Source organism: Pseudomonas sp. BF-R-19 (assembly GCF_019956445.1).
GTDB lineage: Bacteria > Pseudomonadota > Gammaproteobacteria > Pseudomonadales > Pseudomonadaceae > Aquipseudomonas > Aquipseudomonas fluorescens_BH.
The window spans coordinates 19,556-40,939 of record NZ_JAHBDN010000060.1 but is presented as its reverse complement, the minus strand read 5'-3'; the positions used below and the strand labels follow the sequence as shown (position 1 = coordinate 40,939).

Annotated in this window: 20 protein-coding genes; 15 read left to right on the top strand and 5 right to left on the bottom strand. The window is 58.8% G+C overall.

The features are described from left to right. Positions 1 to 35 precede the first annotated feature (35 nt). The 4 genes from secA to KGB28_RS17845 all read left to right on the top strand — a co-directional run bounded on the left by secA (position 36) and on the right by KGB28_RS17845 (position 5,861). Positions 36 to 2,771, top strand: coding sequence for a preprotein translocase subunit SecA (gene secA / locus KGB28_RS17860; RefSeq protein WP_223446736.1), 2,736 nt, complete (start codon positions 36 to 38; stop codon positions 2,769 to 2,771). A 119-nt stretch (positions 2,772 to 2,890) separates the two neighbouring features. Further along, positions 2,891 to 4,108: a bifunctional glutamate N-acetyltransferase/amino-acid acetyltransferase ArgJ gene (argJ, locus tag KGB28_RS17855; protein WP_223446735.1), complete on the top strand. Its 1,218-nt coding sequence runs from the start codon at positions 2,891 to 2,893 to the stop codon at positions 4,106 to 4,108. A 179-nt stretch (positions 4,109 to 4,287) separates the two neighbouring features. Further along, positions 4,288 to 4,920 carry a glutathione S-transferase family protein gene (locus tag KGB28_RS17850; RefSeq protein WP_223446733.1) on the top strand — a complete coding sequence of 211 codons (633 nt, stop codon included), beginning with the start codon at positions 4,288 to 4,290 and terminating at the stop codon, positions 4,918 to 4,920. Beyond that, entirely contained in the window at positions 4,917 to 5,861 is a 945-nt protein-coding gene (locus tag KGB28_RS17845; RefSeq protein ID WP_223446731.1) for a Nudix family hydrolase, read from the top strand. The genes KGB28_RS17850 and KGB28_RS17845 overlap by 4 nt, the downstream gene beginning before the upstream one ends. 131 nt (positions 5,862 to 5,992) lie before the next feature. Here KGB28_RS17845 and KGB28_RS17840 read toward each other — a convergent pair whose 3' ends face one another. From KGB28_RS17840 to KGB28_RS17830, 3 genes are read right to left on the bottom strand one after another with little or no spacing between them, the layout of a single operon-like run. Continuing rightward, complete coding sequence (locus KGB28_RS17840; protein WP_223446729.1) at positions 5,993 to 6,574, bottom strand: cob(I)yrinic acid a,c-diamide adenosyltransferase; 582 nt, start codon at positions 6,572 to 6,574, stop codon at positions 5,993 to 5,995. 2 nt (positions 6,575 to 6,576) lie between these two features. Beyond that, positions 6,577 to 8,613: a sensor histidine kinase gene (locus KGB28_RS17835; RefSeq protein WP_223446749.1), complete on the bottom strand. Its 2,037-nt coding sequence runs from the start codon at positions 8,611 to 8,613 to the stop codon at positions 6,577 to 6,579. A 45-nt stretch (positions 8,614 to 8,658) separates the two neighbouring features. Next, positions 8,659 to 9,576 carry a putative 2-dehydropantoate 2-reductase gene (locus tag KGB28_RS17830; RefSeq protein ID WP_223446727.1) on the bottom strand — a complete coding sequence of 306 codons (918 nt, stop codon included), beginning with the start codon at positions 9,574 to 9,576 and terminating at the stop codon, positions 8,659 to 8,661. A gap of 135 nt (positions 9,577 to 9,711) precedes the next feature. On the opposite strand from KGB28_RS17830, the gene KGB28_RS17825 reads away from it, so the two are divergent. Both KGB28_RS17825 and KGB28_RS17820 read left to right on the top strand, forming a co-directional pair. Then, positions 9,712 to 10,197: a YajQ family cyclic di-GMP-binding protein gene (locus KGB28_RS17825; RefSeq protein WP_007977344.1), complete on the top strand. Its 486-nt coding sequence runs from the start codon at positions 9,712 to 9,714 to the stop codon at positions 10,195 to 10,197. 136 nt (positions 10,198 to 10,333) lie between these two features. After that, positions 10,334 to 11,176 (top strand): mechanosensitive ion channel family protein, encoded by an 843-nt coding sequence (locus KGB28_RS17820; RefSeq protein WP_223446725.1) that lies wholly within the window; start codon positions 10,334 to 10,336, stop codon positions 11,174 to 11,176. Positions 11,177 to 11,319: 143 nt separating this feature from the next. Here the strand turns inward: KGB28_RS17820 and KGB28_RS17815 are convergent, their stop codons facing one another. Then, on the bottom strand, positions 11,320 to 12,666 hold the full coding sequence (locus KGB28_RS17815) for an OprD family porin (protein WP_223446723.1): 1,347 nt from the start codon (positions 12,664 to 12,666) through the stop codon (positions 11,320 to 11,322). A gap of 911 nt (positions 12,667 to 13,577) precedes the next feature. On the opposite strand from KGB28_RS17815, the gene KGB28_RS17810 reads away from it, so the two are divergent. Together KGB28_RS17810 and KGB28_RS17805 are read left to right on the top strand one after the other, a co-directional pair. Then, entirely contained in the window at positions 13,578 to 14,003 is a 426-nt protein-coding gene (locus KGB28_RS17810) for an HIT domain-containing protein (protein ID WP_223446747.1), read from the top strand. Between the two features lie 3 nt (positions 14,004 to 14,006). Continuing rightward, positions 14,007 to 14,213, top strand: coding sequence for a SlyX family protein (locus tag KGB28_RS17805; RefSeq protein ID WP_008052459.1), 207 nt, complete (start codon positions 14,007 to 14,009; stop codon positions 14,211 to 14,213). Positions 14,214 to 14,277: 64 nt separating this feature from the next. Here KGB28_RS17805 and KGB28_RS31710 read toward each other — a convergent pair whose 3' ends face one another. Then, the gene (locus KGB28_RS31710; RefSeq protein ID WP_008052457.1) at positions 14,278 to 14,880 is read right to left on the bottom strand and encodes a cold-shock protein; all 603 of its coding nucleotides are present in this window, start codon (positions 14,878 to 14,880) and stop codon (positions 14,278 to 14,280) included. A gap of 516 nt (positions 14,881 to 15,396) precedes the next feature. Between KGB28_RS31710 and KGB28_RS17795 the strand changes: the two genes are divergently transcribed. From KGB28_RS17795 to ruvB, 7 genes are all read left to right on the top strand, one after another. Beyond that, positions 15,397 to 15,732 (top strand): ribbon-helix-helix domain-containing protein, encoded by a 336-nt coding sequence (locus KGB28_RS17795; RefSeq protein WP_223446721.1) that lies wholly within the window; start codon positions 15,397 to 15,399, stop codon positions 15,730 to 15,732. Between the two features lie 136 nt (positions 15,733 to 15,868). After that, a complete protein-coding gene (locus tag KGB28_RS17790) occupies positions 15,869 to 16,090 on the top strand; it encodes an FmdB family zinc ribbon protein (RefSeq protein ID WP_032829812.1) in 222 nt (73 codons plus the stop codon). Positions 16,091 to 16,209: 119 nt separating this feature from the next. Next, positions 16,210 to 17,985 (top strand): aspartate--tRNA ligase, encoded by a 1,776-nt coding sequence (gene aspS / locus KGB28_RS17785; RefSeq protein ID WP_223446719.1) that lies wholly within the window; start codon positions 16,210 to 16,212, stop codon positions 17,983 to 17,985. Positions 17,986 to 18,113: 128 nt separating this feature from the next. Then, the gene (locus tag KGB28_RS17780; RefSeq protein WP_046042206.1) at positions 18,114 to 18,860 is read left to right on the top strand and encodes a YebC/PmpR family DNA-binding transcriptional regulator; all 747 of its coding nucleotides are present in this window, start codon (positions 18,114 to 18,116) and stop codon (positions 18,858 to 18,860) included. Between the two features lie 126 nt (positions 18,861 to 18,986). Beyond that, positions 18,987 to 19,511 carry a crossover junction endodeoxyribonuclease RuvC gene (ruvC, locus tag KGB28_RS17775; RefSeq protein WP_008015799.1) on the top strand — a complete coding sequence of 175 codons (525 nt, stop codon included), beginning with the start codon at positions 18,987 to 18,989 and terminating at the stop codon, positions 19,509 to 19,511. 114 nt (positions 19,512 to 19,625) lie between these two features. Continuing rightward, positions 19,626 to 20,234, top strand: coding sequence for a Holliday junction branch migration protein RuvA (gene ruvA, locus KGB28_RS17770; protein WP_154947109.1), 609 nt, complete (start codon positions 19,626 to 19,628; stop codon positions 20,232 to 20,234). Further along, positions 20,235 to 21,296, top strand: a complete 1,062-nt coding sequence (gene ruvB, locus KGB28_RS17765; RefSeq protein ID WP_008015800.1) for a Holliday junction branch migration DNA helicase RuvB — start codon at positions 20,235 to 20,237, stop codon at positions 21,294 to 21,296. Positions 21,297 to 21,384: the final 88 nt, after the last annotated feature.

Genomic DNA, 21,384 nt, shown 5'->3' with positions numbered 1-21,384 from the left:
CCCTCCATCCCTTTAGTGTGGAAGATCCTGCCGATATGTTTGCGCCTTTGTTAAAGAAACTTTTTGGAAGCAAGAACGAGCGTGAAGTCAAACGCATGCTCAAGACGGTGCAACTCGTCAATGCCTTCGAAGAGCAAATGGTGGCCCTTTCGGACGATCAATTGCGTGCCAAGACAAGCGAGTTCAAGGCCCGCATCGCCAAAGGGGAATCCCTCGACAAACTGCTGCCAGAAGCCTTTGCGGTCGCCCGCGAAGCCGGCAAGCGTGTCATGGGCATGCGCCACTTCGATGTCCAGCTGATCGGCGGCATGACCTTGCATGAAGGCATGATCGCGGAAATGCGTACCGGTGAAGGCAAGACCCTGGTGGCAACACTGGGCGTTTACCTCAACGCGCTGTCCGGCAACGGTGTGCACGTTGTGACGGTGAACGACTACCTGGCCCGCCGTGACGCCAACTGGATGCGCCCGCTGTATGAATTCCTCGGCATGACGGTCGGCGTTGTCACGCCGTTCCAGCCGCCGGAAGAGAAGCGCGCTGCCTACGCCGCCGACATCACCTACGGCACCAACAACGAATTCGGTTTCGATTACCTGCGCGACAACATGGCGTTCAGCATGGAAGAAAAATTCCAGCGCGAACTCAATTTCGCCGTGATCGACGAAGTCGACTCCATCCTCATCGACGAAGCCCGTACGCCGCTGATCATCTCCGGTCAGGCCGAGGACAGCTCCAAGCTGTACATCGAGGTCAACAAGCTGATCCCGACGCTTGAATTGCACGTCGAAGAAGTGGAAGGCGAAGTCACCAAGGCCGGCCACTACACCGTCGACGAGAAGACCCGCCAGGTCGAACTCAACGAAGCCGGTCACCAGTTCGTCGAAGAAACGCTGACCCGCATCGGCCTGCTGGCTGAAGGCGAGAGCCTGTACTCGGCGCACAACCTGAGCCTGCTGACCCACGTTTACGCCGGCCTGCGCGCGCACAAGCTGTTCCATCGCAACGTCGAGTACATCGTGCAGGACGGTCAGGTCGTACTGGTCGACGAGCACACCGGCCGTACCATGCCGGGCCGCCGCTTGTCCGAAGGCCTGCACCAGGCCATCGAAGCCAAGGAAAACCTGAACATCCAGGCCGAAAGCCAGACGCTGGCATCGACCACCTTCCAGAACTACTTCCGTCTGTACAACAAGCTGTCCGGCATGACCGGTACGGCCGACACCGAAGCGTTCGAGTTCCACCAGATCTATGGCCTGCAGGTCATGGTGATTCCACCGAACAAGCCGCTGGCCCGTAAAGACTACAACGACCTGGTGTTCCTGACCGCCGACGAGAAATACGCGGCAATCGTAGCTGACATCAAGGAAAGCATGGCCGCGGGCCGTCCGGTTCTGGTCGGTACTGCCACCATCGAAACCTCCGAGCACATGTCCAGCCTGCTCGTGAAGGAAGGCATCGAACACAAGGTCCTGAACGCCAAGTTCCACGAAAAGGAAGCCGAGATCATTGCTCAGGCCGGTCGCCCGGGCGCACTGACCATCGCCACCAACATGGCCGGTCGTGGTACCGACATCCTGTTGGGCGGTAACTGGGAAGTGGAAGTGGCTTCCCTGGAAAACCCGACCCCTGAGCAGATTGCCCAGATCAAGGCCGACTGGCAGAAGCGTCACCAGCAAGTGCTCGAATCGGGTGGTTTGCAGGTGATTGCCTCCGAGCGTCATGAATCGCGCCGTATCGACAACCAGCTGCGTGGTCGTGCCGGTCGTCAGGGCGACGCCGGTTCCAGCCGTTTCTACCTGTCGCTGGAAGACAGCCTGATGCGCATCTTCGCCTCTGACCGGGTGAAGAACTTCATGAAGGCCCTGGGCATGCAGCCTGGCGAAGCGATCGAGCACCGCATGGTGACCAACGCCATCGAAAAGGCCCAGCGCAAGGTTGAAGGCCGTAACTTCGACATTCGTAAACAACTGCTCGAGTTCGACGACGTCAACAACGAACAGCGTAAAGTGATCTATCACATGCGTAACACGTTGCTGGCCGCCGACAACATCGGTGAGACCATCGCTGACTTCCGTCAGGACGTGCTCGACGCCACCGTCAGCGCACACATTCCTCCGCAATCGCTGCCTGAGCAGTGGGACGTGGCTGGTCTGGAAGCTGCATTGCAGAGCGATTTCGGTGTGACGCTGCCGATCCAGCAATGGCTCGACGAAGACGATCACCTGTACGAAGAAACCCTGCGCGAAAAGCTGATGCAGGAACTGATCGCCGCGTACAACGAGAAAGAAGACCAGGCGGGCGCCGAAGCGCTGCGCACCTTCGAGAAGCAAATCGTTCTGCGCGTACTGGACGACCTGTGGAAAGACCACCTGTCGACCATGGATCACCTGCGTCACGGCATCCACTTGCGTGGTTATGCCCAGAAGAACCCGAAGCAGGAATACAAGCGCGAGTCGTTCACCCTGTTCTCCGAATTGCTGGATTCGATCAAGCGCGATTCGATCCGTGTGTTGTCCCACGTTCAGGTTCGTCGCGAAGATCCGATCGAAGAAGAGCAACGCCTGCGTCAGGAAGCCGAGGCATTGGCCGCTCGCATGCAGTTCCTGCATGAAGAGGCGCCAGGCCTTGAGCAACCGGAAGTGTTGGGCGAAGAGGTCGATGTTGCCCTCGCTGCCGCGCCGGTTCGCAACGAGCAGAAGCTGGGTCGCAACGAGCTGTGCTACTGCGGTTCGGGCAAGAAGTTCAAGCATTGCCACGGGCAGATTCAGTAAACCCGTTTCAAACGCTGAAATACCCGCGCCGCGACCGGCTTCTGCCGTCGCGGCGTTTTACCATTCGAACCACCGTTCTGCTGAAACGGTGCTGACATCATTTATAAAGGAGCGCATTCATGGCTGTTGGTCTTGGTCCTTTGCCAACGTTGCACCCGGTTGCCGGTTTTGAACTCGGTATCGCCTCGGCCGGCATCAAGCGCCCGGGGCGCAAGGATGTTGTGGTCATGCGCTGTGTTGAAGGCTCCACGGTTGCCGGCGTGTTCACCCTGAACGCCTTTTGCGCCGCACCGGTGATCCTGGCCAAGCAACGCGTACAAGGTCCTGTGCGTTACCTGCTGACCAACACCGGCAATGCCAACGCCGGCACCGGCGAACCTGGCCTGGCCGCCGCCGAGCGCACTTGCGCGAAACTGGCCGAGTTGACCGGTGTCGATGCCAGCCAGGTGCTGCCGTATTCCACCGGCGTGATCGGCGAACCGCTGCCGGTCGAGAAAATTGAAGGCGCGCTGCAAGCGGCCCTCGACGACCTGTCGATCCACAACTGGGAAGCTGCCGCCACCGGCATCATGACCACCGACACCCTGCCAAAAGGTGCCAGCCGTCAGTTCCAGTACGATGGTGTGACCATCACCGTTACCGGTATCAGCAAAGGCGCCGGCATGATTCGCCCGAACATGGCGACCATGCTCGGCTACATCGCCACCGACGCCAAAGTCTCCCGCGACGTGCTGCAGAACCTGATGCTGGACGGCGCCAACAAGTCGTTCAACCGCATCACCATCGATGGCGATACGTCGACCAACGACTGCTGCATGCTGATCGCCACCGGTCAGGCGGCATTGCCGGAAATTACCTGTGCCGAAGGCGAGTTGTTCGCCAAATTGAAGCAGGCGGTGTTCGAAGTGTGCATGGATGTGGCCCAGGCCATCGTTCGCGACGGTGAAGGCGCGACCAAATTCGTCACCGTTGAAGTCAACGGTGGCGGCAATCACCAGGAATGCCTGGACGTCGGTTACACCGTGGCTCACTCGCCGCTGATCAAGACCGCGTTGTTCGCTTCCGATCCGAACTGGGGCCGTATCCTGGCGGCCGTAGGCCGTGCCGGCGTACCGAACCTGGACGTGAGCAAGATCGACGTGTTCCTCGGCGACGTGTGCATTGCCAGCCGTGGCGCGCGCGCGGCGACCTACACCGAAGCCCAGGGCGCGGCGGTGATGCAGCAGGAAGAAATCACCATCCGTATCGAGTTGGGTCGTGGCGATTGCAGCGAAACCATCTGGACCACCGACCTGTCCCACGAATACGTGAAGATCAACGCCGAGTACCGTACTTAATACACGGTTCAAGACCGAGTCGTCCCATTCGCGAGCAAGCCCGCTCCCACAGGAGATCTTCAGTGAACACAAGATGTGCGTACTGCCCGATCAACTGTGGGAGCGGGCTTGCTCGCGAAGGCTGACGACCAGACGCTAGATATTCTGGCTTGTTACCCTGACGAGAAGGCACCCCGAACATGAGCCTGCACCTGATCATCGGCGACAAACTGCATTCCTCCTGGTCCCTGCGCGGCGCTCTGGCCCTTGATCTGGCTGGCGCTTCCTACACTGAAGAACTGATCAAGCTGAACCAGCCGGACACCCGCGAGCGTCTGCTCAAGCATTCGCCGACCTGTAAAGTCCCGCTGCTGAAAACCGAACACGGCACCATCGCCGACTCCCTGGCGATTGCCGAATACCTGGCAGAACGGTTCCCCGACGCGAACCTGTGGCCCAAGGACACCGCCGCCCGTGCCCAGGCGCGTTCGGCGTGCGCGCAGATGCACAGTGGCTTTTTCGCCATGCGCGGCAACATGCCATTCGACCTGAGCCATGACGCAGCGCTGTCGCCGGTCCTGGCCGATGTCCAGGCGGACATCGAGCGCATGTCGGCGTTGTGGGCCGAGTGTCGTGCCGCTGCGACCGAGAGCGGTCCGTACCTGTTTGGCCGCATCACGTTGGCCGACGCGTTCTTTGCACCCATCGCCGTGCGCCTGCGCACCTATCGGGTGAAACTGTCCGCGGCTGACGAAGCCTATGTTGAAACCCTCTACCAATGGCCGGCGTTCAAGGCCTGGCAGAAGGCCGGACTGGAGGAGTTGCAAAGGTGAAACGAGTCCATGTCGCCGCCGCCGTCATCCGCGATGGCAGTGGTCAAATCCTGATCGCCCGTCGTGCGGATTCACAGCACCAGGGTGGCCTGTGGGAGTTTCCAGGCGGCAAGGTCGAGGCCGACGAGTCGGTCGAAACCGCACTGGCCCGCGAACTCCATGAGGAACTGGGCATTGTGGTCGGCGCGGCGCGCCCGCTGATCAAGGTCCGGCACGATTACCCGGACAAGCAGGTGTTGCTGGATGTCTGGGAAGTCTCGGCGTTTACCGGCGAGCCCCACGGCGCCGAAGGCCAACCGCTGGCCTGGGTGTCGCCCCGCGACCTGTCGGGTTACGAGTTTCCGGTGGCCAATCAGCCGATCGTCGCGGCCGCGAAGTTACCCGCTCAGTACCTGATTACCCCGGAAGATCTGGAAACCCCAGCCTTGCTGCGCGGCATCCAGAAGGCCATTGCCGGCGGCATCAAGCTGATCCAGTTGCGTGCACCGAACGGTTACGACCCGAAATACCGCGACCTGGCAGTGGATGCTGTGGGCCTGTGTGCCGGCAAGGCGCAATTGATGATCAAGGGGCCGTTCGAATGGCTGGGCGACTTCCCGTCTGCCGGTTGGCACATTACCTCGGCGCAGCTGCGCAAATACGCAGCGGCTGGCCGACCGCTCCCGGAATCGCGCTGGCTGGCGGCGTCATGCCATAACGCTGAAGAGCTGGCGCTGGCCGAACAGATGGGGGTGGATTTCGTGACCCTGTCGCCGGTGCAGCCGACCCTGACTCACCCTGGCGCCGAGCCGTTGGGTTGGGAGCAGGCGTCGAGCTTGATCGAGGGGTTCAGCAAGCCGGTGTTCCTGCTGGGTGGGGTTGGCCCGGCTGAGGTCGAGAAAGCCTGGGCTGCGGGGGCGCAGGGTGTGGCGGGGATTCGGGCGTTTTGGCCTAAGGCCTGATTTTGTAGCGCTCCTGCTGGCCTCTTCGTCGGAACGCCGCCCGGAGCAAGCCCGCTCCCACAGTGGATTTGTGGCGCACACAAAACCTGTGGGAGCGGGCTTGCTCGCGAAGGGGTCCTGAGAGGCGCCGGCTAAACCTCAGGCTTCGCCGCAGGCTGCCAAAGAATCTCCGTCACTCCCTGACGCTTGGCAATCAGCCGCGCCATCACAAACAGCAAATCCGACAACCGATTGATGTACGCCAGGCCAACCCCGGCCAACGGTTCAATCGCATTGAGTTGCTGACAGCGCCGCTCTGCGCTGCGCGCCAGGCTACGGCAGACATGGGCCTGGGCAATCAGCGTCGAGCCGCCAGGCAGGATGAAGTTTTCCAGTGGTCCCAGCTCTTCATTCCACACATCGATCGCCGCTTCCAGGCGTTCGATTTCCGCTGCATTCAACGCCTGATACACCGGCATCGCCAATTCGCCACCCAGATCAAATAACCGATGCTGGCAGGGAGCCAATACCTCGATGACTTCGTTCAACCCTGGAAATCGAGCTGTTTCTGCCGCCAGCCCGGCCAGAAGCACCCCAACCTGGCTGTTCAGCGTATCGACCTCGCCGATTGCTTCAATGCGCGGGTGATCTTTCGGTACGCGACGACCATCGCCCAACCCGGTCTCACCTTTGTCGCCAGTGCGGGTGTAAATCTTCGACAAACGAAAGCCCATGGTTACCTCGATAGCAAATTGAGTTCATGCGGCACAGGCGGCGTGCTCGCCAGGGGTAGACGCAAGGTGAAGCAAGTGCCTTGGCCCAGGGTCGATTGCACTTCCATCTGCCCCTTATGGTTATTGGTGACGATGAAGTACGACACCGACAGCCCAAGCCCGGTGCCCTGGCCGATTTCCTTGGTCGTGAAAAATGGCTCGAAGGTGCGTTTGCGCACGCTTTCGCTCATACCGATGCCGTTGTCCTCGACCTGAATTTCCGCCCATGGCGGATTCAGCCGGGTGCGCAGAATGATCCGCCCCGGCTCGCTGTCGTCTTCGCGCTGGTGAATGGCTTGCGCGGCGTTCTTCAACAGGTTGAGCAGCACTTGCTCCAGTTCGTTGGCGGTGCCGGGGACCGCTCCCAGCGCGGGATCGAATTGACGAATGATGGCTTGGCCCTTGAAGTCGAAACCGATCGCCAGGTCGAAATCGTTGCCGGCGATTTCCACGGCCTGGTCAATCAGGGCGGGTAGATCGCATGGGGCCATCTGGCGAGTGCTGCGGCGGCTGAAACTGAGCATGTGGGTGACGATTTTCGCCGCCCGTGCACCGGCCTGCTGGATGCCGTCGAGCAACTGCGGCACTTCACGCACCTGCAGATACTGATTGACCGTCGCCAGTTCGATGCCGGCCTGTACGGCCACTTCAAGGTTCTTCGGTAGATCGGGGGACAGGCGTCGGCGAATGTTTTGCACGTTGTGCAGGATCGCACCCAGCGGGTTGTTGATCTCGTGGGCCATGCCGGCGGCCAGACCACCCACCGAAAGCATTTTCTCCGACTGCACCATCATCTCTTCCAGGGACAGGCGCTGGGTGATGTCGTCGATCCGGATCACCACGCCACGCCCGGCACCACCCATCAGCGGATAGAAAGTCAGGGCGTAGTGGCGGGGTTCGTCGTCCTTGAGCCAGGTGACACGTTCGATCTTGGCCACCGTATGCTGCTCGACCGTTTCCTTGAGTTGCGGCAAAAATGGCTTGAGCGGTTCGAAGGCAAGGAAGATGGGCTGGTTCAGGGCTTCATCGAGACGCGTGCCGGACAGGGCGCTGGCCTCCTGGTTCCATTGCGTCACATAGAGCTGTTCGTCGAGGGCGATCAGCGCCGACGGCATGGAGTCGATGATGCTGTTGAGGTAGTTCTGGAAACCGGTGAGCTTTTTCTCGATCTTGCTGCGCACCTGCACTTCGAGCTCCAGTTTGCGGTTGGTATGGCGGGTTTCTTCCGCCAGACCCTGGGCCTGGTCGTAGGCTGCCTGGGAGTCGTCCCTGGCCCGCTTGAGTTGCTGCTCCCTGGCCTCGATCCGCGAAAGCATGGTGTTGAACGCCTCGGCGAGGCTGCCGATTTCATCGTGGTTTCCTCGCGAAGCACGCAGTGCGTAGTTTTCTTCACGGGTGACCTGCCGGGACAACTCTTCGAGTTGGTGGATCGGCCGGGTAATCAGGCGCTTGATCTGGCGGGCAATGATCAGCCACAGCAAGACGCTGAAGATCAGAATGCCCAGGCTGGCCGTCAGGGTCCCGGTGTAGAACGCCACTGGCAGTTCGCTCGAGGCCACCAACAGTAGGTGCCCTGGTGCCGCACCGGTGCGGGGCAGGGGGATGACTTGATTGGTGCGAAACTCGGTGATCTGCCAGTCTTCGATATGCCGGAAACGCTTCGGCAGCTCCAGATTGTCGCCATGCTGCAATTGCGCCAGTCGTTCGCCCTTTGCGTCATACAGGGCCGCCGCGCGCAACGGCGAATAGCTGTTGAGTTCATTCAGCAGGCGCTCGGCGCTTTGCGGTGACGCCAGGGCTTCGGAGGCCAGGCTCGGGTTGGATACCAGCCGGCCGATGGTCTGCAGGGCCTGGGGCGCCATGCTTTCCTGGGAAATGTAGTAGGCGGCGCTGATAAAGGTCAGGTTGGCAACCAGCAGGACGGTGACCATCAGTACCAGCAGGGCGGCCAGCAGTTTCTGGCCGACGGGCAGGTTTTCAAGGCGCTGGCGCAATGGCATCGGATTCATCGCAGACAAGGAACAAGTGGCCAGCGTAGCCGCTGCTCAGTCGCTGGGCAATCCAAGGCTTTGCAGGCGGGCGATCAACCTTGCCTCAAGCTGATTGAGGTGAGGCAGGTTCAGTTGATGGCGCCCGGCCACTTTGCAGGCGTAACCCAGCAAGTAGCTGATTTCTGTGCGGCGCTGGCTCGTGACGTCCTGATGCATCGAGGAGTAGTTGGCTGCGGTGGCGTGAATCACCCGTTCGACTTCCTGCTGCAGGTTTTCGGCCGCTGCCGGCTGACCACAACGCTCGAGCAACTCCACCAGTTCACCACACAGGGTGGCGACCTCACATTGATGTTGCTGCAAACCGCCGTTGCGGCAATCGTGCAGCACCGTCAGCGGATTGATCGCACAGTTGAGGGCGAGTTTGCGCCACAGCCTGGTCAGGATTTCGGTGCTCCACTCGTGGGGGATGCCGGCAGCGCTCAGGTCATCGAGCCAGATCGGCGCCACCGGATGGCTCGCATCCCCCAGCCAGGTGAAACCATGTCCGGCAAACACCACGCGCCAATCGCCATCACGGAAGGCGCCTTCGGTGCTCGACGCATAGATGCAGCGTGCCTGAGGAACCTGTGCGGCCACCGCGTCCTGACTGCCCAGGCCATTTTGCAGCAGGATCAGTTCGGCGCCTGGGGCCAGGCGTGGCGCCAGTCGGGCCACCGCACTTTCGGTATCGTAGGCTTTACACGCCACCAGCAGGCGGTTGATCGGTTGGGGACTGTCGGCTGTCTCGGCGGGCACGGCATAGTGTCGCGCTTCGCCGTGTTCAACCAGGGTCAATCCACCGGCCGCCTCATAGGCCTGCAGTCTCGCGGTGTCCCGCAGGATCAGCCTGACCGGCACTCCGGCCCGTGCCAGACGTGTCGCCCATAAAGTGCCGAGGCTGCCGGCGCCCAGTACATGCCAGGTGGTGGACATCAGCTTTTTGCTCTGTTTAAGGCGTGCATCGGCAGCTCGCAGTGAATGATGGGAAAGACCCGTTATAATCAGCGCGGATTTTAACCGCAAGCCAGGCGTGCTCCATCAGTGCGCCTTTAAATTTGGAGAGATTACATGCCGTCGTTCGACGTGGTATCCGAACTGGACAAACACGAAGTCACCAACGCGGTCGAGAACGCCGTCAAGGAACTCGATCGTCGTTATGACCTGAAAGGCAAAGGTAGCTTCGAGTTCAAGGAAAAAGACCTGACCGTCAACCTGACCGCCGAAGCGGATTTCCAGCTCGAAGCGATGATTGAGATCCTCAAGCTGGCGCTGGTCAAGCGCAAAATCGACGTGCAGTGCCTTGAAGTCAAGGACGCGTTCGCCTCGGGCAAGCTGATGAAGCAGGAAGCCGTCCTCAAGGAAGGCATCGACAAGGAGCTGGCGAAGAAAATCGTCGCTCATGTCAAAGACGCCAAGCTCAAGGTCCAGGCGGCCATTCAGGGCGAGCAGGTTCGCATCACCGGCAAAAAGCGTGATGACCTGCAAGAAGCCATTGCAGTGCTGCGGGCCAAGGAATTCGGTATGCCGCTGCAGTTCAACAACTTCCGCGACTGAGTCTGAAAGCGGGAACCTCTTGGCGTTTGTGACGTCGGAGGCCCAAGCAACGGCAGAAACGATTGAGCCCGTCGCGGTTCGATCTTTCTGCCGCTTTTTTACGCATGCCGGGTAGCCGGAAAACAGGAGAGAGTAGATGGACTTAAATGCCGAGGTAGACAATCTGGTCAAGGTATCCCAAACCTGGATCCCGATGATCATGGAATACGGCAGCCGTGTACTGCTGGCGGTCATCACCCTGGCCATCGGCTGGTGGCTGATCAACAAGGTCACGAAAAAGCTCGGCGGCCTGATTGCATTGCGTAATGCCGACCTGGCGCTGCAAGGCTTTATCAGCAGCCTGGCGAACATCATTCTCAAGATCCTGCTGATCGTCAGCGTGGCCTCGATGATCGGTGTGGAAACCACTTCGTTTGTCGCGGCGATTGGTGCAGCAGGCCTGGCCATTGGCCTGGCCTTGCAGGGCAGCCTGGCGAACTTCGCCGGTGGCGTGCTGATTTTGCTGTTCCGTCCGTTTCGCATCGGTGACTGGATCGAGGCTCAGGGTATCGCCGGTACTGTCGACAGCATCCAGATTTTCCATACCGTGCTGCGTACTGGTGATAACAAAACCATCATCGTGCCTAACGGCAATCTGTCGAATGGCATCATCACCAACACAAACCGTCAGCCGACCCGCAAGGTCGTGTTTGATGTCGGTGTGGATTACGAAGCGGACCTGCAGAAAGCCCGTGAAGTTTTGCTGGAATTGGCCAAGGATCCGCGAGTATTGGCAGATCCGGAACCACAGGCAGTTGTTTCTACCCTGGGTGACAGTTCGATCACACTTTCGCTTCGTGTCTGGGTAAAGACTGCCGATTACTGGGACGTGATGTTCATGTTCAACGAACTATCCCGTGATCGCCTGAGAGAGGCCGGCATCGATATTCCATTTCCACAGCGGGTTATTCGTGTGGTTCAGGAATCTGCGGTGCAGTGACGGGACTTTTGAGCAATGTCTGACTCTTTGGTCAGGCATGTTCTGTAAGGGGCAGGTCGTTAAGCAGTCAGGCGACAGCCAACAAAAAAGGCCCATCCGAAGATGGGCCTTTTGTTTTGTTACCGCAAACTAACTGGATGCGATTACAAAACCGACAGCGGGTAGTCGACGATGAAACGGAACTCTTTCACGTCGCCTTCACCTTCGTCAGCGTTAGCGAAGTGCCATGCTTGACGAATACGGAAGGAAAGATCTTTTGCCGGGCCAGTCTGAACAACGTACTTGGCTTCGAAGTTGGTCTCGTTGTGCTTGCCGTCTTCGCCATACAGGCCAGCGTAAGGGCTGCCTACAGGAGTTTTGGTGCCGTCGATATCCCAACCTTTGACGTAACGGGTCATGAAGCTCAGACCTGGAACGCCGTACTCAGCCATTTTCAGGTCGTAACGAACCTGGGCAGACTTCTCGCCAGGGGCGTTGAAGTCAGAGTACTGGATGGAGTTGGCGAGGAAGATCGAGTCGCCGCCGCGGTTGTTTTTGCCCACGCCGATGTAGTCGAACGGAGTGTCACCGTTAACCTTCTGGAAGGCGAGGGTGATGGTGTGTGCTTTCATGAACGAGAAAGCGGCTGCCAGGGAGTAAGCGGTGTTGCTGATCTCGCCCGCTTTGGCGTCACCGGTATCTTGCGTGTTGTAGATGTTACCGTCCAGGTTCAGCGACTCATCGCCACCAAACGGGATGGTGTAGTTCAGGTTGGCGTAGTACTGGTTCCAGATGTCTTCCAGCTTGGCGCCGTACAGCGATGCCGACAGGTTTTCGGTGATGCCGTATTTGCCACCGAAGTAGTCGATGGAGTTGGCTTCTACGCCAGCGTAGGTTGCAAACAGGCCGCCGTCACTAGCGTTTTTGTCCTGGCTGGACGCCGAGTAGAAGTGACCGGCTTCGAGGTCAAGGTCTTTGACTTCGCTGCTCTGCAGTTGGAAGCCAGTAGCAGTTTGAGGAAGGATACGGGAACCGCCAACAGCGAACACTGGCGCAGTGCTTGGCTGCATTTCGCCGAATTTCAGCTCGGTTTTGGAGATGCGGACTTTAACGGCGCCGCCGGCTTTACCCTGGCTGTCGTTAACGTCGCGAGAACCGTTGGCATTAACGGTGTCGCTACGGCTCATGTTGCCTGAGCCGGAAGTGCCGTCGCCGCCATCCAGTTTGACTGCCAGGTAACCGAATGCGTCAACGCCTACACCGATCAGGCCCTGGGTATAACCGGAACTGAAGTTACCCCAGATACCTTGGGTCCAGTCTTTCTGGTCGCGAGCGCCATCTTTGTTGTCACGGTTGAAGTAGTAGTTGCGAACCAGCAAGTTCAAGGAGCTGTCTTCAACAATACCTTTGGCTTCAGCCTGGTCACTTACGAAAGGGGCGGCCGTAGCCAATTGGGTACTGGCTGCTGCTGCAACTGCCAGTGCGATCATGCTCCACTTCATCACGCGCATCGTGATTTGCTCCTTTGGTTTTAGAAGAGTACTGCCGTCCCACCTGTTTTATTATCTGGGCGGCTCTTTCTTTTTGTGTCGGCGCAAACTTATATCACGCCGACAATGTTGGCGATACTTGCGTATCTAACCTTTCGCCTTCTTTACGACCCTGTCGCAAACAGCATGGTAGATGTCGCAAATTTCCCGCTCCGACGCAACCGGGCTGACAACTTTTGTGCTGTTTTCCGAGCCTTGGCGTCGGTAAAAAGAGTCCTGGTGAAACGTTTGAATCTCCATCGGGCTACCTTGCCACTGTTTTTTTTTGCCTGAGGGCCTCCACTTCCAGCGGGTGCCACTCAGGCCATGTTGGGTATGAATGCAACAAGTGTGCACAAAATCGGGTTTTGTTGCAGCTTTTTTCCAGTTGAGTGTCTGACGCTGTAAAAACCTCATAAAGCCGGGGGGTTCAAGCGTGTTTAGTTTGGGCTTGACGCCTTGTCTGGCATCATGTTGCACCCTTCTGGTCCGCTGCATGACAACCAAAAATGTTACCGGATCACCCCGCCAGTGTGTAAATGGCGGATGTCGAAGCGTTCAGCGTAGACCCACTGTGCGGTTTTGGTGCAAAAAAAATTGTGTCGTGCTGAGTTCACCCAGGTTGACCGCTTGTCTGAAACGAACTCCTCCTTGTAAATCAGTCATTTCGGTATTTTTTGCCGTCTTGTCAGTTCTGTAATGGTGCGCAGCAGCGAAAAGTGTCTCATCCGGGGGCGGGTTGTCAGCCTTTCGTTGGCGCTCGTGACTTCTGCGTAAGGTTCGTCGTGAAGCGTGCGCCGTTCGCAGGTATGCTGCCGTCCGGTCGTTTGGCGCGCTGTCCCGTCAGGATGGGCGCTAAGCTGAAAAATGATGATCCGGCGGGAGTGCGCGCAGTGTTCGTTTTAGATCCACGACTTCAACAAGACACGTTACCGATCGGGGACTTTCCGCTCTGCCGGTTGCTGCTGTCCAACGATTCGAACTATCCCTGGTTCATCCTGGTACCTCGTCGCGAGGCTATCAGCGAGATATTTCAATTGGATGTCGCAGACCAGCAACAGCTCTGGCAGGAAACAACTGCGCTGTCGCAAGTGCTCAAGGACTCATTCGATGCGGACAAGTTGAATGTTGCGGCGCTGGGTAATGTCGTCAGTCAGTTGCACATGCATGTGATTGTGCGCAAGCGCGAAGATGCCGCCTGGCCCGCGCCGGTTTGGGGTAAACACCCGGCAAAACCCTACAAGTCGGAGCAGATCGTCGCCATTCGCGAACGTTTGCGTCTGATTTTGGCCGATGATTTTACGTTTCTGGAGGGCTGAACCATGAGCCTGGAAGAACGCGTTACCGAGCTTGAAAGCCGTCTGGCCTTTCAGGATGACACCATCCAGGCATTGAATGATGTGCTGGTGGCGCAGCAGCGGGTGGTCGAGCGCCTGCAACTGCAAATGGCCGCGCTGCTCAAGCGGCAGGAGGAAATGGTCGGACAGTTCGAGTCATTCGAAGAGGAAGCGCCGCCGCCCCACTATTAAGTAAATCGCAGGCACAAAAAAACCGCGGACAGCTCGGCTGTGCGCGGTTTTTTTTAGCCTTGAATCAGCGGCGCGGCAGCGCTGCGATCACATCTTCGGCTTGCAGGCCCTTGTCACGATTCATGACGGAGAACTCCACGCGCTGGCCTTCGACCAGGACGCGGTGACCTTCACCGCGAATGGCCCGGAAGTGGACGAAGATATCGTCGCCGGAGTCGCGGGAGATGAAGCCGAAGCCTTTGGACGTGTTGAACCACTTGACGGTGCCGGTATCGCGGTTGCTCATGTCGTAGCTTGGCGAAGCGGCGGCTGGTGACGATTTGTAGAAGCTGATGCCCAGGTGCAGGGCAACGGCGATCAGGGCTGCGACCAGGCTGAACAGAACGGCGGGTTGACCGGCGATGACGGGCATCGGTGCGATCAGCGTCAGGGTTTGCAGGACCACGCTCAGAACCAGCAGGGCGCTGACCAGGTTTTGCAGTTGGTGACGCGGGCCTTTGTTCCAGTAAGGGATGACAGGTGCAAGCGTGAGGTTGAGCAGGCCGAAAAAGGCCAGGTACAGCGCGTCGGGTTGTTGCAGGTAAGGTAAGGCTTCGGATTGCAGGCTAGGGATGAAGGACAGCAGCAAGGCCGCTGCGCCTATCAACAGATGGACGATTTTCAACATTTTGATTAACTCACGTTAAGACAGCTCACAAGGAAGAGCTGATGGCGCACGGTTCGCTTCAAGATAATAAAGAGGCGTTGGACACGTACCCGGTATCAGCCTATGCGCCGCGCCCGGAAAAAATAGGCACTGGCGACACGCTGTCTATTTAACAGCAAAGCCGCAGGCTACTCAAATCAGGGCGTCCGGCGGCTCTTTGGGGATGATTTGCCGCAGGTTGCGGGGTTGCGGTACCTACGGCTGATCAGTAACGCTCGCGTACGTGGATGACGCCTTGAAGTGTTGTTCGCGCTCTTCTTTCCTACGGCATTCCATGCGGTGCTTCTGAAGGGGGCGTCACTTTGCTGCGTGGGAAATTGTCCGGAGTAGGACGATCTCCCGGGTCTGCCAACAGTTGTTGGCTTATCCTACGTCGACGGTCATAAAGTCGACTGGATATACCTTTGCACCTGCGTTTTTATAAGTCGACACACAGTTGCTCATAAAAAACCAGGATGGCAAAGGAGTGTCAGCGTTATGGTTTATGAACGGCAAAAAGAGGGGCGATACGGTTCGCACAAGGATGTAAGGGTCGATCCGTTTGTTCGCGAGTTCGATATGGGGCTGGCCCAGCCCTTGTCCCGCTCAGTACGGTTGAATGGCTTCGCCACCTGTTTGCGGCTTGAACAGGTTTATTGGGATATTTTGGGGGAGATGGCCCGGGCCAATGGTTGTTCGGTCAGTAGCCTGTTATCTCACGTGGACCGCGAAGTTCACTTGCGTCACGGCGGGGTAAGGAACTTCAGTGGATTGGTGCGGGTTGTCTGTGTCGTGCACAGTCTCAAGGAAGGGGGTTGCGCCGTCACGGCCTAGCCCGGGCGGCGAAAGCAGCAGAGTGTCGGTCTGTGCAGTCTTACGGCTGCACAGGCCGCATTTAATGGATATAATCCCGCTCTTTGCCGCAAAACCCTGCGTGTGCGGTAGCAATCTGATCGCCGAGACAACCTCCATGCCGATGTACGATTATCAATGTGCTTCCTGTGGTCATCAGTTGGAAGCCATTCAAAAGATCAGCGATGCACCGCTGGTCGACTGCCCTGCCTGTCAGGCGCCAGAGCTTAAAAAGTTGCTGTCCATGCCGGGCTTCCGCCTCAGCGGCACGGGTTGGTACGAAACCGATTTCAAGACCGGTTCCAAGAAGAATCTGGCCGGCGGCGACAAAGCTGACTAAGGTCTGGAACCTGAGTTGAACGACACGCGTGCTCTTGCATCACCCGGCGACTTTTTTAAAGGCGGGGCTGCTGTAGGATCTCCACCGAATTTCGAATTACGAGAAGTGAAACCACGACCATGATGCGCAGCCATTATTGCGGCCAACTGAACGAAAGCCTGGACGGCCAGGAAATTACCCTTTGCGGATGGGTCCATCGTCGCCGTGACCACGGTGGGGTGATTTTCCTCGATATCCGTGATCGTGATGGTCTGGCCCAGGTCGTGTTCGATCCGGATCGCGCTGAAACCTTCGCCGCTGCCGATCGCGTGCGCAGCGAGTACGTCGTGAAGATCACCGGCAAGGTTCGCCTGCGTCCGGCCGGTGCGACCAACGCCAACATGGCGTCGGGCATGATCGAAGTCCTGGGTTACGAGCTGGAAGTGCTGAACGAATCGGAAACCCCGCCGTTCCCATTGAACGAGTTCTCCGACGTCGGCGAAGAAACCCGCCTGCGCTATCGCTTCCTCGATCTGCGTCGCCCGGAAATGGCCGAGAAGCTGCGTCTGCGTTCGCGCATGACCACCAGCATCCGCCGCTTCCTGGACGAGAACGGCTTCCTCGACGTCGAGACGCCGATCCTGACCCGTGCTACCCCGGAAGGCGCGCGCGACTACCTGGTGCCGAGCCGTACTCACGCCGGTTCGTTCTTCGCCTTGCCGCAATCGCCACAGCTGTTCAAGCAACTGCTGATGGTGGCCGGTTTCGACCGTTACTACCAGATCGCCAAGTGCTTCCGTGACGAAGACCTGCGTGCCGACCGTCAGCCGGAATTCACCCAGATCGACATCGAGACCAGCTTCCTCGATGAAAAAGAGATCATGGGCCTGACCGAGCAAATGATCCGCAACCTGTTCAAGGAAGTGCTGGGCCTGGAATTCGGCGAGTTCCCGCACATGACCTTCGAAGAAGCCATGCGCCGCTACGGTTCCGACAAGCCAGACCTGCGTAACCCGCTGGAACTGGTTGACGTGGCCGACCAGCTCAAGGAAGTCGACTTCAAGGTGTTCAGCGGCCCGGCCAACGACCCGAAATGCCGTATCGCCGCCTTGCGCGTTCCTGGCGGGGCGAGCATGCCGCGCAAGCAGATCGACGATTACACCAAGTTCGTCGGCATCTACGGTGCCAAGGGCCTGGCGTACATCAAGGTCAACGAGCGCGCGAATGGCGTTGACGGTCTGCAATCGCCGATCGTGAAGAACATCCCTGAAGCCAACCTCAACGTGATCCTGGATCGTGTTGGTGCGGTCGACGGCGATATCGTGTTCTTCGGCGCCGACAAGGCCAAGATCGTCAGCGAAGCGTTGGGCGCATTGCGCATCAAACTCGGTCACGACCTGAACCTGTTGACCTGCGAATGGGCTCCGATGTGGGTCGTTGACTTCCCGATGTTCGAAGAGAACGACGACGGTAGCTTCAGCGCCTTGCACCACCCGTTCACCGCGCCGAAGTGCACCCCGCAAGAGCTGGAAGCCAACCCGGCTGGCGCTCTGTCCCGTGCCTACGACATGGTGTTGAACGGTACCGAACTGGGTGGCGGTTCGATCCGTATCCACCGTAAAGAGATGCAGCAGTCGGTGTTCCGTCTGCTGGGCATCAACGAAGCGGAACAGGAAGAGAAATTCGGCTTCCTGCTCGATGCCCTGAAGTACGGCGCGCCGCCGCACGGTGGCCTGGCCTTCGGTCTGGACCGTCTGGTGATGCTGATGACTGGCGCCCAGTCGATCCGTGAAGTGATCGCCTTCCCGAAAACCCAGAGCGCGGCAGATGTCATGACTCAGGCACCGGGTCAGGTGGATGCCAAGGCATTGCGCGAACTGCACATTCGTCTGCGCGAAACGCCTAAGGCCGAGTAAGGCTGACCTGAAGGGCGCATCTGTGGATGCGCCCTTTCTTTATAGATAGAGTTGTTCAAGATTTTTGTTTGTCGGCCGGCGCAATGCAGCGCAGCGGGCAATGTTTCAAAGAGAATTCGGAGCGAGTTATGGCAGGTCATTCCAAGTGGGCGAACATCAAGCACCGCAAAGAACGTCAGGATGCCAAGAAAGGCAAGATTTTCACCAAGTGGATTCGTGAGCTGACTGTCGCTGCCCGTCAGGGTGGCGGTGATCCAGGCTCCAACCCGCGTCTGCGTCTGGCATTGGACAAGGCCCTTGGCGCGAACATGAGTCGCGACATCATTGATCGGGCAGTTGCCCGTGGTGCTGGCGCCGCCGATACCGACGACATGGTCGAACTGACCTACGAAGGTTACGGTCCGGGCGGCGTGGCAGTGATGGTCGAATGCATGACCGACAACCGTAATCGCACCGCAGCCGCTGTTCGTCACGCGTTCAGCAAATGCGGCGGAAACCTGGGGACTGACGGTTCGGTGGCCTATCTGTTCGAACGCAAGGGGCAGATCTCTTTCGCTGCCGGCGTTGACGAAGACGCACTGATGGAAGCCGCCATGGAAGCCGACGCCGATGACGTGGTGACCAACGAAGACGGTTCGATCGACGTGTTCACCTCGTTTGCCGGGTTCTATTCCGTGCGTAACGCGCTGGAAGCGGCGGGCTTCAAGGGTGACGACGCGGAAATCGTCATGTTGCCGACCACCAGCGCCGAGCTCGATCTGGAAGGCGCCGAGAAAGTCCTCAAGCTGATCGACATGCTCGAGGACCTGGATGATGTGCAAAACGTCTATTCCAATGCGGACATCCCGGAGTCGGTGGCTGCACAGCTCGGTTGATTTGCCTTTTGTAGGAGCGAGCTCGCTCGCGAAAAACCTGAGAGCGGCGTTCATTCAAGTCAGCCGCGTTATCGTTGACGTCCATCGCGAGCAAGCTCGCTCCTACATAAAAAGCCTGCAGGCGTTATGACTTTAATTCTTGGTATCGACCCTGGTTCGCGCATCACCGGTTACGGTGTAGTGCGTGATACCGGCCGTGGCTGTGAGTACGTCGCTTCCGGTTGTATCCGCACCGGTGCCGGCGAGTTGCATGAGCGACTGCAGATTGTCTATCGCGGGGTGCGGGAGATCATTCAGACTTACCATCCGGTGACCATGGGGATCGAAAAGGTGTTCATGGCCCGTAACGCCGATTCCGCCCTGAAACTGGGGCAGGCCCGTGGCGCCGCGATCGTGGCAGGTGCCGAGGAAAGCCTGGAAATTGCCGAATACACCGCAACCCAGGTCAAGCAGGCGGTCGTCGGCACCGGTGCGGCCAACAAGGAGCAGGTGCAAATGATGGTCATGCACATGCTCAAGCTCACCAGCAAACCGCAGATCGATGCCTCGGACGCCCTGGCCATTGCCATCTGCCACGCTCACACCCGTTCCAGTCTGTTGCCTCATGGGCTGGGAGCAGCACGCAGTCGTGGCGGGCGCCTGCGTCTCTGATAGCATCAGCAATCATTTTCATGGAGTGAGGGCATTCCGCCTGGGTTGTCGGCGGCATTCCCTCGCCCTATCAGTCGCTGGCCAAGAGCTGGCCAACGCTCAAGGATTTGTAACGTGATTGGACGTTTGCGCGGCACCCTGGCTGAGAAGCAGCCTCCCCATCTGATTCTGGATGTAAATGGCCTGGGCTATGAACTTGAAGTGCCCATGACGACCCTATACCGCTTGCCGTCGGTCGGTGAGCCGCTAACCTTGCACACCCATTTGGTCGTGCGCGAAGACGCACAGTTACTCTATGGTTTTGTCGGCAAGCGTGAGCGCGATTTTTTTCGCGAATTGATCCGCCTCAACGGCGTCGGGCCGAAACTGGCACTGGCCTTGATGTCGAGCCTGGAAGTCGACGAACTGGTTCGTTGTGTACAGTCCCAGGACACTTCGGCGCTGACCAAGGTCCCGGGCGTCGGCAAGAAAACCGCCGAGCGCTTGCTGGTGGAGCTCAAGGATCGCTTCAAGGCCTGGGAAACCGTACCGGCCATGTTCGCCCTGGTGCCGAACCAGCCGGATGGGCCGGTCCCGGTGAACACTGCCGAGACTGACGCCGTCAGCGCCTTGATTTCCCTGGGCTACAAGCCCCAGGAAGCGAGCAAGGCGGTGTCTGCGATCAAGGAGAAAGATTTGAGCAGTGAAGACATGATCCGCCGCGCCTTGAAGGGAATGATCTAAGTGATTGAAGCTGATCGTCTGATCGCTGCCACGCACAGCCCGCGTGAGCGCGAAGAAGTCCAGGACCGCGCGATTCGCCCGGTCAGCCTGGCTGAATACATTGGCCAACCGACCGTTCGCGAGCAGATGGAATTGTTCATTCAGGCCGCTCGCGGTCGTAACGAGTCCCTGGATCACACGCTGATCTTCGGGCCGCCCGGCCTGGGCAAGACCACCCTCGCCAACATCATCGCCCAGGAAATGGGCGTGTCGATCAAGAGTACCTCGGGGCCGGTGCTGGAGCGCCCCGGTGACCTGGCGGCGCTGTTGACCAACCTTGAGCCTCACGATGTGCTGTTTATCGACGAAATCCATCGCCTGTCGCCCATCGTTGAAGAGGTGCTGTACCCGGCCATGGAGGATTTCCAGCTCGACATCATGATCGGCGAAGGCCCGGCCGCGCGTTCGATCAAGCTGGATCTGCCGCCGTTCACCCTGGTTGGTGCAACGACGCGGGCGGGGATGCTGACCAATCCGTTGCGAGACCGTTTCGGGATCGTCCAGCGCCTGGAGTTCTACAACAACGCAGATCTGTCGACAATTGTCAGTCGCTCGGCAAGCATCCTTGGTTTGCCGCTGGACCCGGAAGGTGCATTCGAAATCGCCCGCCGTGCCCGTGGCACGCCACGGATTGCCAACCGCTTGCTGCGCCGGGTGCGCGACTTCGCCGAAGTTCGCGCCAAGGGCCACATCACCAAGCCGATTGCCGACCTGGCGCTGAACCTGCTGGACGTCGACGAGCGTGGCTTCGATCACCAGGACCGGCGTCTGTTGCTGACCATGATCGAGAAGTTCGACGGCGGGCCGGTCGGGGTCGACAGCCTGGCCGCCGCCATCAGCGAAGAGCGTCACACCATTGAAGACGTGCTGGAACCTTACCTGATCCAGCAGGGCTACATCATGCGCACGCCACGGGGGCGGGTGGTGACGCGGCATGCCTACCTGCATTTCGGTTTAAACATTCCGTCACGATTGGGCGAAATGCCCGTGGTAGACGAGTTCCTCGATGCTGCTGACGATTAATTAACGTTGCGTGCTGATTTTTTCGGGCAATGTAGGGTCCCAGGACCGTACTTTCACGAGAAAGCCGCAGAACAATGAAAAACAGTTG